This window comes from Rhizobium favelukesii, assembly GCF_000577275.2.
Taxonomy (GTDB): Bacteria; Pseudomonadota; Alphaproteobacteria; order Rhizobiales; family Rhizobiaceae; genus Rhizobium; species Rhizobium favelukesii.
This window is the reverse complement of the sequence record NZ_HG916852.1, coordinates 639266-651349: the sequence shown is the minus strand read 5'-3', so window position 1 is coordinate 651349 and position 12084 is coordinate 639266. Positions and strand designations below refer to the sequence as shown.

Sequence of the window (12084 nt, the reverse complement as noted above, 5' to 3'; positions counted from 1 at the left end):
CATGCGTCCCGCGGCAATTCTGACGGCTGTTGCAGGGATCGGAACTGTTGCCGGCCTGATCGCGGCGGGTGGAGAGCGGCTTGGCTCGGCCCTTGATCCGGAGGAGACTGCAGCTCCGACGGATTTGCATGTGCCGCCTCCCGCCGCCGCAGCGCGACCAACGACAAGTCCCGAAGCCAGCATGAATGCGCGGCGCGTCGACGACGTCAGCCAGTTTTACCCAGCCGTCGTCGACGGCAAGCCACTCGAGCGCATTGCGGCAGCGGAGCCGGCGCAACCGGCAAGAATCGCCGAAGACAAGGACGCGAACCTCGTTCGCCCCGTCGCCGAAAGTGCGGGCGTGCTGGCGTTTGGCGAACGCCGCCTGCAACTTGCCGGCATCAATCCTACGCCAGCAGACAAGATATGCACCGACAGGAAAGGCCGGGAATGGCCATGCGGAATGCTGGCGAAAACCAATGTGCGGCTGTTTCTGCGCCTCAGAACCGTCCGCTGCGATCTCGATAGCAGTTAGTGGACCGGCACAGTTACCGCCGCCTGCAGGATCGGCACGCAGGACATTTCGCAGTGGCTCGTCGAAAACGGCTGGGCAGAGGCTGAAAAGGGATCTGCGCTTGCCGAAGTCGGCGAGAAGGCAAGGCAGACAGGCAAAGGCCTCTATGGTGACGACCCTCGCAGCGCCGCAGAAACCAGCATCCCCGAGAATCTGCCTTCCGATCGACCGCTTGACGGCTTGTAATATCGCTGGCCAGTTCCTAGACTCTGAGCTCGTTCCAGAGGAATCATCGAGATATGAACAAGCCGCTTTCCGCCCACGACGCATTGATCTACGTGATGGTGATGGCATCCGCCGTCGACAGCACGATGAACGATCGCGAGATGGAGCGCATCGGCCAACTGATCGGCTTCCTGCCGGTCTTCCATGATTTCGACGACGAGAAGCTGATTTCTGTTGCGCGCGACTGCGCAGCGCTGCTGGCCGGCCCCGAGGGTCTCGACATCGTGCTTGAAACCGTCAAGGACACGCTGCCTTCGCGCCTCTACGACACGGCCTACGCCCTAGCTGTCGAAGTTGCCTCGGCCGATCTCTCGGTCAAGGCGGAAGAATTGCGCCTGCTCAGCCTGCTGCGCGATCGCCTCGGCCTCGACAAGCTGACCTGCGCCGCCATCGAGCGCAGCGCGATCGCCCGCTTCCGCAAGGGCTAACGCGTGTCTCCCGAAAATGGGAACCGGTTTCGAGATAAAGACATGCGCCTTTAGTACAAGCCGTAAGGGAAATAGCGCAGGTAGATTTCCTGCAGGCGGCCACTGCGCGACAACGCTGCCAGCGCATGGTCGAGCGCTGCCGTCAGAACATCGTCCTTCTGACGCAGCATAATCGTCATGCCTTCGCCAAGAAACTGCTCGGAGAGATAGGGCCCGTCGAAGAGCGCGCAGCATTTCGCCGAAGCCTGTGACGAAACCCAGAACGAAAGCTGGAGGGAATCTGCGAAGGCAGCCTCCACCTTGCCCTCTCTCAATGCCACCAAAAGGGCATCCTTGCTGTCGAAGGATACGACCTTCACCTTCGGGAAATAGGCGGACAGCATGGCCTCGTGCGCCGTCTTCTTGACGACGCCGACCGAATGGTCGGCCAAAACACTGGCATCTTCACCCTTGATGGGAGCCTTCAAGTTTCGAACAAAGCGGGCGGGCAGCATCAGATACGGGCGAGAAAAGGCGAATTGCCGCCGCAACTCCTCGCTGACGGCAATGCCGGCGATGACGGCATCGCCTTGCGATGCTGCCAGCGCAGCATTCAGGTCAACGAACGGCAGTGCCTGGATCTGGCATTTGCTTGCAATCTCTAGTTCATCGCAGATCTCGCGGGCGAGATCGATGTTGAAGCCGGCAAGCTTGCCGTTCTGATCCGTAAAGTTGAACGGCGGAAAATCGATCGTCGTCAGGAACCGCAGGCGCACGAGCGACGAAAGGTCCGGCTTTGCAAGGCGCTCCCTGGAATCGAAAAGCAGCGGCAAGCTCGGCGCCGCCTGCTGGGCGAACAGCGAGAGCGGGCAAAAAAATACAACCATACATAGCAGAAAGCTGCATAGCCCCTTAAGATTCAGGGATGCCAGTTTAAATTGCACCATGATGATCCGCCTCGGGGAAGCACGCACTGCCATTCTGGAAACGGTGTATCAGAGTCATGCGTGTCGGGGAATATGCGCCGGGCGGGATCGACGACCGCGCGCTGATGCTGCGAGACGAAAGGCGCAGCGTCGGCTGGCGATGGATCTATGTCCCGCATGATTTCGTCGCGGCATGGCGCGCGCTTTTCGAGCTGCCGAGAAGACCCTTCTTCTGGGACAGGACGCCTCGTGCACCCGTCACCACGCCTAAGAGGTTGCGTCGCGCTTAGCGCCGCTCGGCACTAGGCGGCACGGTCCAAATTTTTCCTGGGACAGGCAGTAAGCGTTAGGGGCGCATTAAACAATGTCCCATTCTATTCGCCGGGACGACGCCGGCTCGCGGGCCGAATGCATGATGCGCATGTCGAGCCTTCAAGGCATCCCACCATGCCGTGTCATGCGTCATGCCCTGCCTCTTAAAATGCTTTCATAGCCGGCCCGCCATTGGCCGGATGAAACGACTGGACATATCCATGCTGAAGAATTTCAAAATCCAGACGAAGATCATATCTGTCGTCGCGCTTCTCGGAGCGATCGCGCTCGGGGGCCTCGTTTACGTCATCACGGAATTTCGCGGTGCCGACGCCGCCTACAGTGCCTTCATCGACCACGAGGCGATGGCTGCCATGCAGGCATCGCGCGCCAGCGCTTCGGCAACAGCCGCCGTGCTTCAGGTGACGCTGATCGCCGGCCTCAAGCCGGACACGCCCGCTTTCAATACGGCGCTCGCAACGCCAAGCAAGATGCCTCAGGCGCGCGAACGTCTCGAACAGGCCGCCGCCCTGGTTCCAAGCCGCACGCAGGCAATCGACGACATTCTTGTCGGCATTGGCGAGATGGAAGCGCTTTCCAGCAAGGTCGTCGCCCTTGCCAAGGCAAAGGACAGCGCTGGCGCGCAGCTTGCGGCCAGCATGCTGAACGCCAAGTTGAACACGGTCACCCCGAAAATGATCGCCAACAACGACGCGCTGATGGCGTTGCTGAACGACGGCGGCGATGCGCTCTCCTCCACGGTCAACCAGCGCATAACCTTCTGTTTCGCGCTGATCGGCCTTGCTGTACTAGGCGCGCTCGGCCTTAGCGTATGGGTCGCTCAAGCGGGGATCACCGCCCCGATGGCCCGTCTGCGTGATCGGACGACACAGCTCGCGCGGGGCGATACGCAGAGCGCGATCGACGGCCTTGATCGTCGCGACGAAATCGGCCAAATGGCCTGCGCCGTTGCCGTCTTCCGCGACAACGCCGTCGAGCGCCTCCGGCTCGAGAGCGAGGCCGAGAGGAACCGCAATCTCAGCGACAGCGAACGCCGCGAGCGCGAGGCGCAGCGCGCGACCGACGCCGCAGACCTCTCACGCGCGGTTGGCGCGCTTGGCGACGGCTTGCGCCGACTGGCCGCCGGGGACCTCGCATCACGGATCGACACAGCTTTTGTTGGCAATCTCGACACGCTGCGGCAAGATTTCAACAACTCGATCCTGCGGCTGAACGACACCATGCAGACGGTCGGCGCCAACGCCCGCTCCATCACCGCCGGCGCAAGCGAGATCCGCGCCTCCGCAGACGAGCTTTCAAAGCGCACGGAGCAGCAGGCCGCCTCCGTCGAGGAGACGGCGGCCGCACTTGAGGAGATCACCACCACGGTGAAGGATGCCGCCAGACGCGCCGATGAAGCACGCGGCCTCGTGGCGCGCACGCGGGCGGGTGCCGAAAAGTCCGGCCAGGTCGTGCGCAAGGCAGTCAACGCCATGCAGCAGATCGAGCAGTCCTCGGCGGAGATCGGCAACATCATCGGCGTCATCGACGACATCGCCTTCCAGACGAACCTTCTCGCACTCAACGCCGGCGTCGAGGCCGCCCGCGCGGGTGAAGCCGGCAAGGGCTTTGCCGTCGTTGCTCAGGAAGTGCGCGAACTCGCGCAGCGCTCGGCCAACGCCGCCAGGGAGATCAAGTCGCTGATCACCGCGTCAGGCGGTCATGTGCAGACGGGCGTGTCGCTTGTCGGCGAAACCGGCAAGGCGCTGGATGCCATCGTTCATGAAGTCCAGGAGATCAACAAGCACGTCGACGCGATCGCCGAAGCCGCCCGCGAGCAATCGACCGGCTTGCACGAGATCAACACGGCCGTGAACACGATGGACCAGGGAACGCAGAAGAATGCGGCCATGGTGGAGGAAAGCACGGCGGCGAGCCACAAGCTCGCGACGGAAGCGGCGACACTGAACAATCTGCTCGACCAGTTCAAGCTCACCGGCACCGGCGGGTTCAGCGCGACCGTCGCCGGCGTTCCACTCCAGGGCACTCCGATCCATTCCGCGCCACGTCCGGCCGTGCCGCCGACCGCAGCCAGAAAAGCGCCGGTCCGCATCGCCACTTCAGGGATCACACGCCCGTCCAACTCGCCGGCTCGGGCGCTCGGGCAGAAGCTTGCAAGCGCCTTCAGTGCTGGCAGCGCTCCTTCCAGCGCGCGCGACGACGCCGACTGGACGGAATTCTGATCCAACCAAAAGACACAAAAGACGAAGGGCGGCTCATTGCCACCCTTTGATTATCGTCTTCTGACTTCAAGCAGCAAGCCATGGCTTCGCTGCAGGGCACGCAAGCTCGCGCCGAGAGGCAACTCAAAAAGAGAACTCAGGCAAACCCGAGCGGAATCTGTTCTACCTTGCGGCCGCGACCATAATCGCGCTCATAGGAAGCACGATCGTCATCGCGCGCCGACGCAAGAGGCGCTTCCGGCGCATGGTAGCCATCCGCATAGGTGCCGGTATCGCCATTGTCCCGGATTTCGCGCTTTGCCGTGAAAATCTTCAAAAGCATGCTGCCACTCCTCCTGATCATGCCGACAACGACCAAGGGGTCGTCTGCGTTCCCGTGATATCGGAGAATAGTTAAAAATTAACTATGTTTATTAGAGGATTGTCAACTATCGAAATTTCCTGCGAGCCTACGTCTTAAGGGCATCCTTCGCGGTGTTTGCAAGGCGATCAAGGCAGGCTGGCTACGTGGCCGTTGCATTTCCGTGGCAAGGGGATAAATCAGCGGGGACCCAAAGCTGGGAAGCCGGTGCCGCGCGTGGATATCGGCAGCTTTTTTTCGATTAATGGTTCTGTCGTGGTGTCTTGCCGATGAATGCCAGAGTTGTGGTGATGTTTCCGGTCTACAACGGCGCAACGACCCTGCGAGAGAGCTTGCAGTCAATCGCCGGTCAGGACTTCGGCGATTTCCGCGCCATTATCCTCAATAACTGCTCAACAGATGAGACATTGCAGGTGGCGCAGCGCTTCTGCGAGGACGATGCCCGCTTTTCCGTCATATCAAACGAAACCCATCTGAGTGCAGAAGCTAACTTCGCCAAGGCCATGAAGCTCGGCGCTGAGGCGGCAGGCTATTTTTGCCTTCGGGCAGCCGACGATCTTTCATCTCGAGATTTCTTGGGAAAGCTGGTCGAGGCGCTCGATGCCGACGACGCAAAGTTGCTCGCCGCCTGCTCGACAAAGAGCTTCAATGCCCAAGGCTTCAAGCTCAAGAATCCGGCAGCCAACATATTCAACTTTCAGGAGTCGTATGCAAAAGGTCGCGTACCACGCAATCTGACATTTCCGTCCGAGTGGATCTACGGCATGTTCAGATCGCGGTCAGTCGATATATTGATGGCGCGCTGGTACGAACTGGGCAATCCTTGGGGCTTCGCCTCTTATGTCCTCTCGGAATTTGTCGTTCGCGATCTGGTCGCCTATGTCCCCGGCCCCACCTTGGACTTCAGGGAAGGATCGGGTTCCGAGCAAAGGTATGGGGCGAAGGGGTTTCGTGATAAGCTCTCCCAACGACTGACATACACCCTTGGCTGCTACCGCCTGGTCGACAAACTGCCACCGACGGGTCTTTTGACGAAAGCGAAGTTTTTCAGGATGTGTTGGAACGATGCACGCCGGAAAACGCGTTATAAGCTGCTTTGGATATTCTAGGAGTCCTGTGTCCCACTCATGAACTACCCGTTTCTCTCCGGCGTGCCCGATCTTGCGCGCTCTTTCCTCGATCGTCTCCAGACGGGCTATGACACATTTCGGGTAACGCGCCGCGAGAGGCGCAATCGAGCTGATGTGACCATCCAGCCAGTTCGCGAGATCAAGCCCCTCACGTCAGCAGATGTGCCCCTTGTCTTTGTTACCCATAACGACGCTGTTCTTTTAAACGCATTCATTCAACACTATCGCCAGCTGGGCGTGACGCGGTTCATCTGCGTTGACGACGTCTCGACAGACGGCACGAGAGAGGCCCTTTTGAGTGAGCCAGACGTTGACGTCTGGACATCTCCGGTGAGGTATGGGAACGCGAGGCGGGGCCGAAATTGGCGGGAACGTCTGTTCGCCACTTATGGCTTCGACCGATGGTATCTGAACGTCGATTCTGATGAGTTCCTCGTCTACGACGACTGCTTCAGACGACCATTGTCATCACTTATCAATGCGCTTGAAGCTCGCAACCTCAAGCGAATGGCAGCGCCAATGCTGGATATGTATCCTAAATTGAGCGAAGTCGCCGAAGCCTCGCCTCCTATCGACAGGCCTTGGCAGTTCTCGCGCTACCTTGATGGCGATAGCTATGTATCAACGCTTACCAAACGCGGCATTAGTATTAATGGCGGTCCGAGAGGGCGGAAATTTTCTGAGGGCAATGAGCTTATCAAATACCCCGTCATTTATTGGGACAATGAATGCTTTTTTGGTAGCAGCCCGCACCAGCCACTGCCATATGAGCGCAATTTCCCGTCTGTCTGGGGCGCTATCCTGCACTTCAAATTCTTTACCAATTACAAGGCCAAGATAGCCGAAGCAGCTGAGGGCAAGCAGCACTATAATTCTTCCGAGCACTACCAGAAGATGATGGATGTCCTTCATCGCGAAGGGGAAATCGACTTCAGCTACGGTCAGTCGATTCGCTATGACGGGCCGCAGCAACTGATCGATCGCGGCTTCATGACCAAGATCAACTTCCCATCGTGAAGCTGGCATGACGCGGAAAGCCCGGAGGGTTGGCTCCGGGCTCGTCATGGTCAATGCCAAGTCTGATTGCCGTACCAATCGTCGATGTCTCGCCGCGCGCGATCGCGGGCGATACCGTAGCGTTCCTGGATTTTGCCTTCCAACTGGTCGCGCTTGCCGGCAATCTGATCAAGGTCGTCATCAGTGAGTTTGCCCCACTGCTCCTTGATCTTGCCCTTCATCTGCTTCCAGTTTCCTTCGACGCGGTTCCAATCCATAACGTTTCTCCTTGCTTTGTTGGACTGGAGACTAAACGGCCGCGGCATAAGCTCGACTTTGTACAAAATCGGTGGTGATTTCGGGGGCATCTGAGCAGCCCTGGGTGAATCAATTCGCCGCAGGGTCCCGGCCTTGCGCCATTCGTTTGATCGGATTCGAACGAATGGATGAGCGAACAACATGATTGTAGCCGTGAGCCGGGAGACGCGGTCCCCCACATCCTTCGCAAATGGCTGTCGCCGTTTCGTTTCTGGTTTACCGCGCCAAGCTGGGAGCATCTGCTGGTCCTGGTGATGGGTGCGCTCCTTTCGCCTGGCAAGCGAACGGTGACGGCCTGCCTGCGCATCACCGGACGCGCGGAGGTAAGTAATTTTGCCGCCTATCATCAACTCCTCAACCGAGCCCGCTGGAACCCTCGCACGTTGGCGGCCCGTCTGCTGTCCATCATTGTTGCCCGGCTCGTGCCCGAGGGCCCTGTCGTGATTGGCATGGATGATACAATCGAACGGCGTTGGGGCCAACGCATCGCCGCGCGTGGAATTTATCGTGACCCGGTGCGCTCCAGCCATGGCCACTTTGTCAAGGCCAGCGGCTTGAGATGGTTGAGCTTCATGGTTCTTTCACCTGTCCCATGGGCAAAATGTATTAAAGCCCTGCCGGTGCTGACGATCCTGTGTCCCTCTGAGCGCCATGATCAGAAGAAGGGCCGAAAGCACAAGCTGCTGACTGATTGGGCAAGGCAAGGCGTCTTGCAGCTTTGCCGCTGGCTGCCGGGCCGCGAAATCATCTTTGTCGGCGATAGCAGCTTTGCCGTTCATACACTGGCTGCGGCTCTTCCCGACACGGCCACTCTCATCACGCGGTTGCGTCTGGATGCCAGTCTCTTTGCTCCACCAGATCAACGGCACGAACATACGCTCGGGCGACCGGCGCAAAAAGGCAGGCCATTGCCGAAACTGAAAACGCTCCTCAAAGACGCAAAGACCGAGTGGCAGCGCATCGTCGCATCGTCCTGGTACGGCAAGCAAACCGACAAAACCCTTGATGTCACATCAGGAACCGGCCTCTGGTATCGGCGTGGAACGCCCCCAAGACCAATTCGCTGGGTTCTCGTTCGCGATCCATCAGGCCGTCGTGAACCCCAGGCGTTCATGAGCACCAACGTCAACCTTGAGCCCGCTCAGATCATTGCCTATTTCGTTCGGCGCTGGCAGATCGAGGTCACCTTCGCCGAAACGCGAGCGCATCTTGGCGTGGAAACCCAACGGCAGTGGAACGACAAAGCCATCATGCGCACGACCCCGTCGCTGCTGGCGCTCTACAGCCTCGTCACACTCTGGGCATGCGATCTGCTCGGTCATGGCGTCCTTCCCTATGCCGCCGCCTGGTACAAGAAAACAGAGTTCACCTTCTCCGATGCCATCGGTGCGGTTCGCATGATCCTGTGGGATCAGGATATTTATCGACAGCACCCGCCAGACCCGGACATTCCTGAAACTCAACCAAGCCGCCTCAAGCGGATGACACAAGCACTTTGCTTCGCTGCATAATGTACAAAGTCGAGATAAGAGTGTTCCGCCGCTTCGCTCCGTCAGGTAGCGATCAGGATCTTTTTGCTTTCTGCGTTGTCGGCGATGCGCCCTGTGGCCTTCGTGGAGCGGGTGAAGGGAATCGAACCCTCGTATTCAGCTTGGGAAGCTCGACTTAATCGGCCTTTATCAAACACTTAAGAGTAAAACTGTGCGATTTCTGTCGGAGATTGCTCAATAAGATCAACGGGGGTGTAAAACTCTGAAGCCTCCATTTCTGCCTCGTGCAGACCCGAAAAAAAGGTCTCGCCAGGTGACCCCGGCAGGGCAATAAACCTGCAGCGGGTTGGGGATATAAAACGCTGGACCGTTTACACGCATCCCCCTGTTACGATAGGTCGGCTGAACGAGATAGGCGGCTTTGCGCCATGAGTGGACATTGCGGCTCGGCCTGAATGAGTGACCGATTTGGGGCAGAAAACGGAATCGAAAGCGCTTCGCGACCAAGATCGCATGTCTGAGTACGTCTTGCGGTTCTTCAGCCGGTGGCTAGAGTCGAAACCAAGGCAATGTGAGATAAACGCACGCAATCATCGCCGCCACCGGCGCCACCCACACGATCACCGGCCAGACACCCTTCGCCCAGCGTGCCGGTAGTGCTACGGCGATGAGGCCTGTCATGAGCGCGGCGAGCGCGGCGGTAGCGACCCACCCATACCAGTACATGCCGGGCGCGGCGAAGCCTACCGCCGGATCGGCGACGTCTCCGGAATGATGGGTACCAAGGAGGACGACGCCCAGGGAGGGATAGACGGTGAACAGCGCGAGATCGAACTTGAGCGCCACAACGTACAGGACCGCAAACGACGTCCCGTATGCAAACGCGAACCGGCGGAACAAGGGCGACGACGTCATAGACCAAAGCCCATGATGTTATTCAGGACGTGACCCATCAGAAAGCTCCACCAGACGACGAACGCGAGGATCAGGGTCAGAGCGGCTGGGGTTCGGGAGCGTTCTTCGGATAGCGGGCGTTGCCAGGACACCCAGTAGGCCGGCAGCAACGCGGCGCCGATGGCGACGAAATGCTCCTTGAGGTCGAAAAGGCCTAGCGCGGACCACTGGCCGGCCTGCTCCAGACCCGGCCTGATGTCGACTCGAAAATACAGGTAAACGATCCCACCCAGACACGCCGAGACCGCATATAACAAAGTAACGGCGTTGGCGAACGAGGCGGCCGGCACGGCGCGAAAGCGGCTGAATACGGAACCGAACCGATTGTGCACCGGCGCCCACGTCGACAACACCTGGTGCGTTATCGCACCGAGCAAAGCGACCGCGACAAGGCCATGAACGATCAGAAGCGCTGTCGGCATGATCGCGCTCCTGGCTCCAGAAGCGACCTCCTCATACGAACAGCTCAACTGTCGCGTAGGGCTCGGCCGACCAAGGCCGGAAGCGCTTGAGCGTAAATTTGGTCTTCTGGCCGGGCACGACATCCACGAGGACGTAGTTGTAGTCTTCCTTCGGCGGCTGCCCTTTCCAGTAAAGGTCCGGTGGGTAGTCGTCAGGCACCTTGATGCTCGTCCGGCCAGGAAGAGTGGGATCCTGCTCCGCCCCTCCACCGCCCAAGACCAGGTATTTGACGCCGTCGACCTCGAACATTTCGGTGGTGTGGACGTGCCCGTTGAAAACGACGATCTCCATGTCCTTGGCATAGGCCGCGATCAGCTTGTGCGGATTGTCGGCGGCTGGAATGGCTCCAAAACCAGATCGGCAGAACACTGGGTAGTGAAATGCGATGAAAGCCTTGCCAATGCCATTGGCTTTGGCCTCGTCCAGCCACGCTTGCATCTGCTTCATTTGGTCTGCATATTTCGGTCGGTCGGCATCCCATAGGGACGGCGACCGGTAGTCGGTCTTGCCGCTCCACAGGAAGATGAAGCGGGCGCCCTTGAAGTCGAATTTGTAGATCAGGTTCTCCGGCGTCACGCCTAACTTCTTCAGATAGGGCACTGCGGTAAGCACACCCTCGATCTTGGGATCGGCCCAAACCTCGTGATTACCCACACCGATAAACCAGCGGCCTTCCAACCCGGCCGCAAGCATATCGCTATCCGGAGGCGGCAATTGCTTCAGCATTGTGTCGTTGACGCGCTTCCAGTACGGGCTGTCGGTGACCGTGAGTCCCTGATTTCCCCACCAGACGACGTCGCCGCTGCTAACCACAAATTCGGCGCGTCCCGCCTTGACGTCCTGGACGATCTCGCGCGCCACCCACTCGCCACCTGCAAGCCGAAACATCGTCCGGTGCACGCCGGGAAGCAGCTTCACATCCTCGACGGAGGCCTCGGTGACCCAGCCCTGGTCCAGCGTCATGGTCGTGATTTCGCTCTTGGACGTGAACGGCATGACTACCTGGATAAGCTCCTTGGTGGTGGGATCAAAGGTCAGCTTCACGTCCTTCTCCACCACCTCCTTGGCGACCTTTTCGGGCATGACCAGCCCAAACATTTCCACGAACATCTGCGTCAGATCGGGACTTCCCTCCTTGGAAGGCAAGTACATCATAGGCCGCGAGTCTCCATAGGCGGCAAACGAGAAACCGGCCTTGGAAGCATCCTGCGCCGCCGCGTTGCGCGCAGCGAGCGCCAGCGTGCCGGCAGCGGAGGCAAGGAGAACGTTCCGCCGACTAACCTGCATGGATTGATTGTTCACGGCTGCACTCCCATCGCTTGAATTTCTTCTGGACTGTCCCGAAGTTGCCGAGCTCGGTACACCGCGGGCAAGAAAGTGAAAGCGTCGAACGGTTCAGCCGCATCGCCTTCAGATAATCCTCCGAGGCAATGACAACGGCGACGTGCGGATCGAAATTCCTTCCGGCGGCCTGGGAACTAACGTCACGACTTGGTCAATGGTCGGCTGGTGCCCATGTGAAGGCATTCGCTTTCCGTCGCTTGCCCGCTACTTCCGAGCTGCCGGCATTCGAGCGATGCCGCCTATACATAGTCATATAGCCTACGCGCCGAATAGACAACCGATCCAAAAGGAGGCCAGGGTACGTTAGAACCCGATTGTAGCAGCACCCAGGGGCGAAGCCAAGGAGAGCAGGCAGAGGCTAGC

General features: G+C 59.2%; 12 protein-coding genes and 1 pseudogene. 7 read left to right on the top strand and 6 right to left on the bottom strand.

The window, feature by feature from the left end:
- The first annotated feature begins 1 nt into the window (after position 1).
- Both LPU83_RS41590 and LPU83_RS41585 read left to right on the top strand, forming a co-directional pair.
- Positions 2-739: pseudogene (locus LPU83_RS41590) on the top strand (thermonuclease family protein).
- Between the two features lie 53 nt (positions 740-792).
- Positions 793-1206 carry a tellurite resistance TerB family protein gene (locus tag LPU83_RS41585; RefSeq protein ID WP_024313135.1) on the top strand — a complete coding sequence of 138 codons (414 nt, stop codon included), beginning with the start codon at positions 793-795 and terminating at the stop codon, positions 1204-1206.
- 50 nt (positions 1207-1256) lie between these two features.
- Here the strand turns inward: LPU83_RS41585 and LPU83_RS41580 are convergent, their stop codons facing one another.
- A complete protein-coding gene (locus LPU83_RS41580; protein ID WP_024313136.1) occupies positions 1257-2132 on the bottom strand; it encodes a transporter substrate-binding domain-containing protein in 876 nt (291 codons plus the stop codon).
- 56 nt (positions 2133-2188) lie between these two features.
- Between LPU83_RS41580 and LPU83_RS41575 the strand changes: the two genes are divergently transcribed.
- The gene (locus tag LPU83_RS41575) at positions 2189-2401 is read left to right on the top strand and encodes a hypothetical protein (protein WP_024313137.1); all 213 of its coding nucleotides are present in this window, start codon (positions 2189-2191) and stop codon (positions 2399-2401) included.
- Between the two features lie 243 nt (positions 2402-2644).
- Positions 2645-4666 (top strand): methyl-accepting chemotaxis protein, encoded by a 2022-nt coding sequence (locus tag LPU83_RS41570; protein ID WP_024313138.1) that lies wholly within the window; start codon positions 2645-2647, stop codon positions 4664-4666.
- Between the two features lie 136 nt (positions 4667-4802).
- Here LPU83_RS41570 and LPU83_RS41565 read toward each other — a convergent pair whose 3' ends face one another.
- On the bottom strand, positions 4803-4988 hold the full coding sequence (locus tag LPU83_RS41565; RefSeq protein ID WP_024313139.1) for a hypothetical protein: 186 nt from the start codon (positions 4986-4988) through the stop codon (positions 4803-4805).
- Between the two features lie 308 nt (positions 4989-5296).
- Between LPU83_RS41565 and LPU83_RS41560 the strand changes: the two genes are divergently transcribed.
- A complete protein-coding gene (locus tag LPU83_RS41560; RefSeq protein ID WP_231052191.1) occupies positions 5297-6136 on the top strand; it encodes a glycosyltransferase family 2 protein in 840 nt (279 codons plus the stop codon).
- Between the two features lie 18 nt (positions 6137-6154).
- A complete protein-coding gene (locus tag LPU83_RS41555) occupies positions 6155-7174 on the top strand; it encodes a glycosyltransferase family 2 protein (RefSeq protein ID WP_024313141.1) in 1020 nt (339 codons plus the stop codon).
- 50 nt (positions 7175-7224) lie between these two features.
- On the opposite strand, the gene LPU83_RS41550 is transcribed toward LPU83_RS41555, so the two are convergent.
- Complete coding sequence (locus tag LPU83_RS41550; protein ID WP_024313142.1) at positions 7225-7431, bottom strand: CsbD family protein; 207 nt, start codon at positions 7429-7431, stop codon at positions 7225-7227.
- A 168-nt stretch (positions 7432-7599) separates the two neighbouring features.
- Here LPU83_RS41550 and LPU83_RS41545 point away from each other — a divergent pair, with 168 nt between their 5' ends.
- A complete protein-coding gene (locus LPU83_RS41545; protein WP_037068948.1) occupies positions 7600-8982 on the top strand; it encodes an IS701 family transposase in 1383 nt (460 codons plus the stop codon).
- A gap of 528 nt (positions 8983-9510) precedes the next feature.
- On the opposite strand, the gene LPU83_RS41540 is transcribed toward LPU83_RS41545, so the two are convergent.
- Genes LPU83_RS41540 through LPU83_RS41530 form a run of 3 tightly spaced genes read right to left on the bottom strand, consistent with a single transcriptional unit; the run spans position 9511 to position 11679 of the window.
- Positions 9511-9876 (bottom strand): hypothetical protein, encoded by a 366-nt coding sequence (locus LPU83_RS41540; RefSeq protein WP_024313143.1) that lies wholly within the window; start codon positions 9874-9876, stop codon positions 9511-9513.
- Positions 9873-10337, bottom strand: a complete 465-nt coding sequence (locus tag LPU83_RS41535; RefSeq protein WP_024313144.1) for a hypothetical protein — start codon at positions 10335-10337, stop codon at positions 9873-9875. Before LPU83_RS41535 ends, LPU83_RS41540 begins: the two co-directional genes overlap by 4 nt.
- A 31-nt stretch (positions 10338-10368) precedes the next feature.
- Positions 10369-11679 (bottom strand): metallophosphoesterase family protein, encoded by a 1311-nt coding sequence (locus LPU83_RS41530; RefSeq protein ID WP_024313145.1) that lies wholly within the window; start codon positions 11677-11679, stop codon positions 10369-10371.
- Positions 11680-12084: the final 405 nt, after the last annotated feature.

Excerpts from the sequence above, each read along its gene's own strand:
- LPU83_RS41585 (WP_024313135.1), top strand. The coding sequence starts at position 793 with ATGAACAAGCCGCTTTCCGCCCACGACGCATTGATCTACGTGATGGTG.
- LPU83_RS41580 (WP_024313136.1), bottom strand. The coding sequence starts at position 2,132 with ATGGTGCAATTTAAACTGGCATCCCTGAATCTTAAGGGGCTATGCAGC.
- LPU83_RS41575 (WP_024313137.1), top strand. The coding sequence starts at position 2,189 with ATGCGTGTCGGGGAATATGCGCCGGGCGGGATCGACGACCGCGCGCTG.
- LPU83_RS41570 (WP_024313138.1), top strand. The coding sequence starts at position 2,645 with ATGCTGAAGAATTTCAAAATCCAGACGAAGATCATATCTGTCGTCGCG.
- LPU83_RS41565 (WP_024313139.1), bottom strand. The coding sequence starts at position 4,988 with ATGCTTTTGAAGATTTTCACGGCAAAGCGCGAAATCCGGGACAATGGC.
- LPU83_RS41560 (WP_231052191.1), top strand. The coding sequence starts at position 5,297 with ATGAATGCCAGAGTTGTGGTGATGTTTCCGGTCTACAACGGCGCAACG.
- LPU83_RS41555 (WP_024313141.1), top strand. The coding sequence starts at position 6,155 with ATGAACTACCCGTTTCTCTCCGGCGTGCCCGATCTTGCGCGCTCTTTC.
- LPU83_RS41550 (WP_024313142.1), bottom strand. The coding sequence starts at position 7,431 with ATGGATTGGAACCGCGTCGAAGGAAACTGGAAGCAGATGAAGGGCAAG.
- LPU83_RS41545 (WP_037068948.1), top strand. The coding sequence starts at position 7,600 with ATGAGCGAACAACATGATTGTAGCCGTGAGCCGGGAGACGCGGTCCCC.
- LPU83_RS41540 (WP_024313143.1), bottom strand. The coding sequence starts at position 9,876 with ATGACGTCGTCGCCCTTGTTCCGCCGGTTCGCGTTTGCATACGGGACG.
- LPU83_RS41535 (WP_024313144.1), bottom strand. The coding sequence starts at position 10,337 with ATGCCGACAGCGCTTCTGATCGTTCATGGCCTTGTCGCGGTCGCTTTG.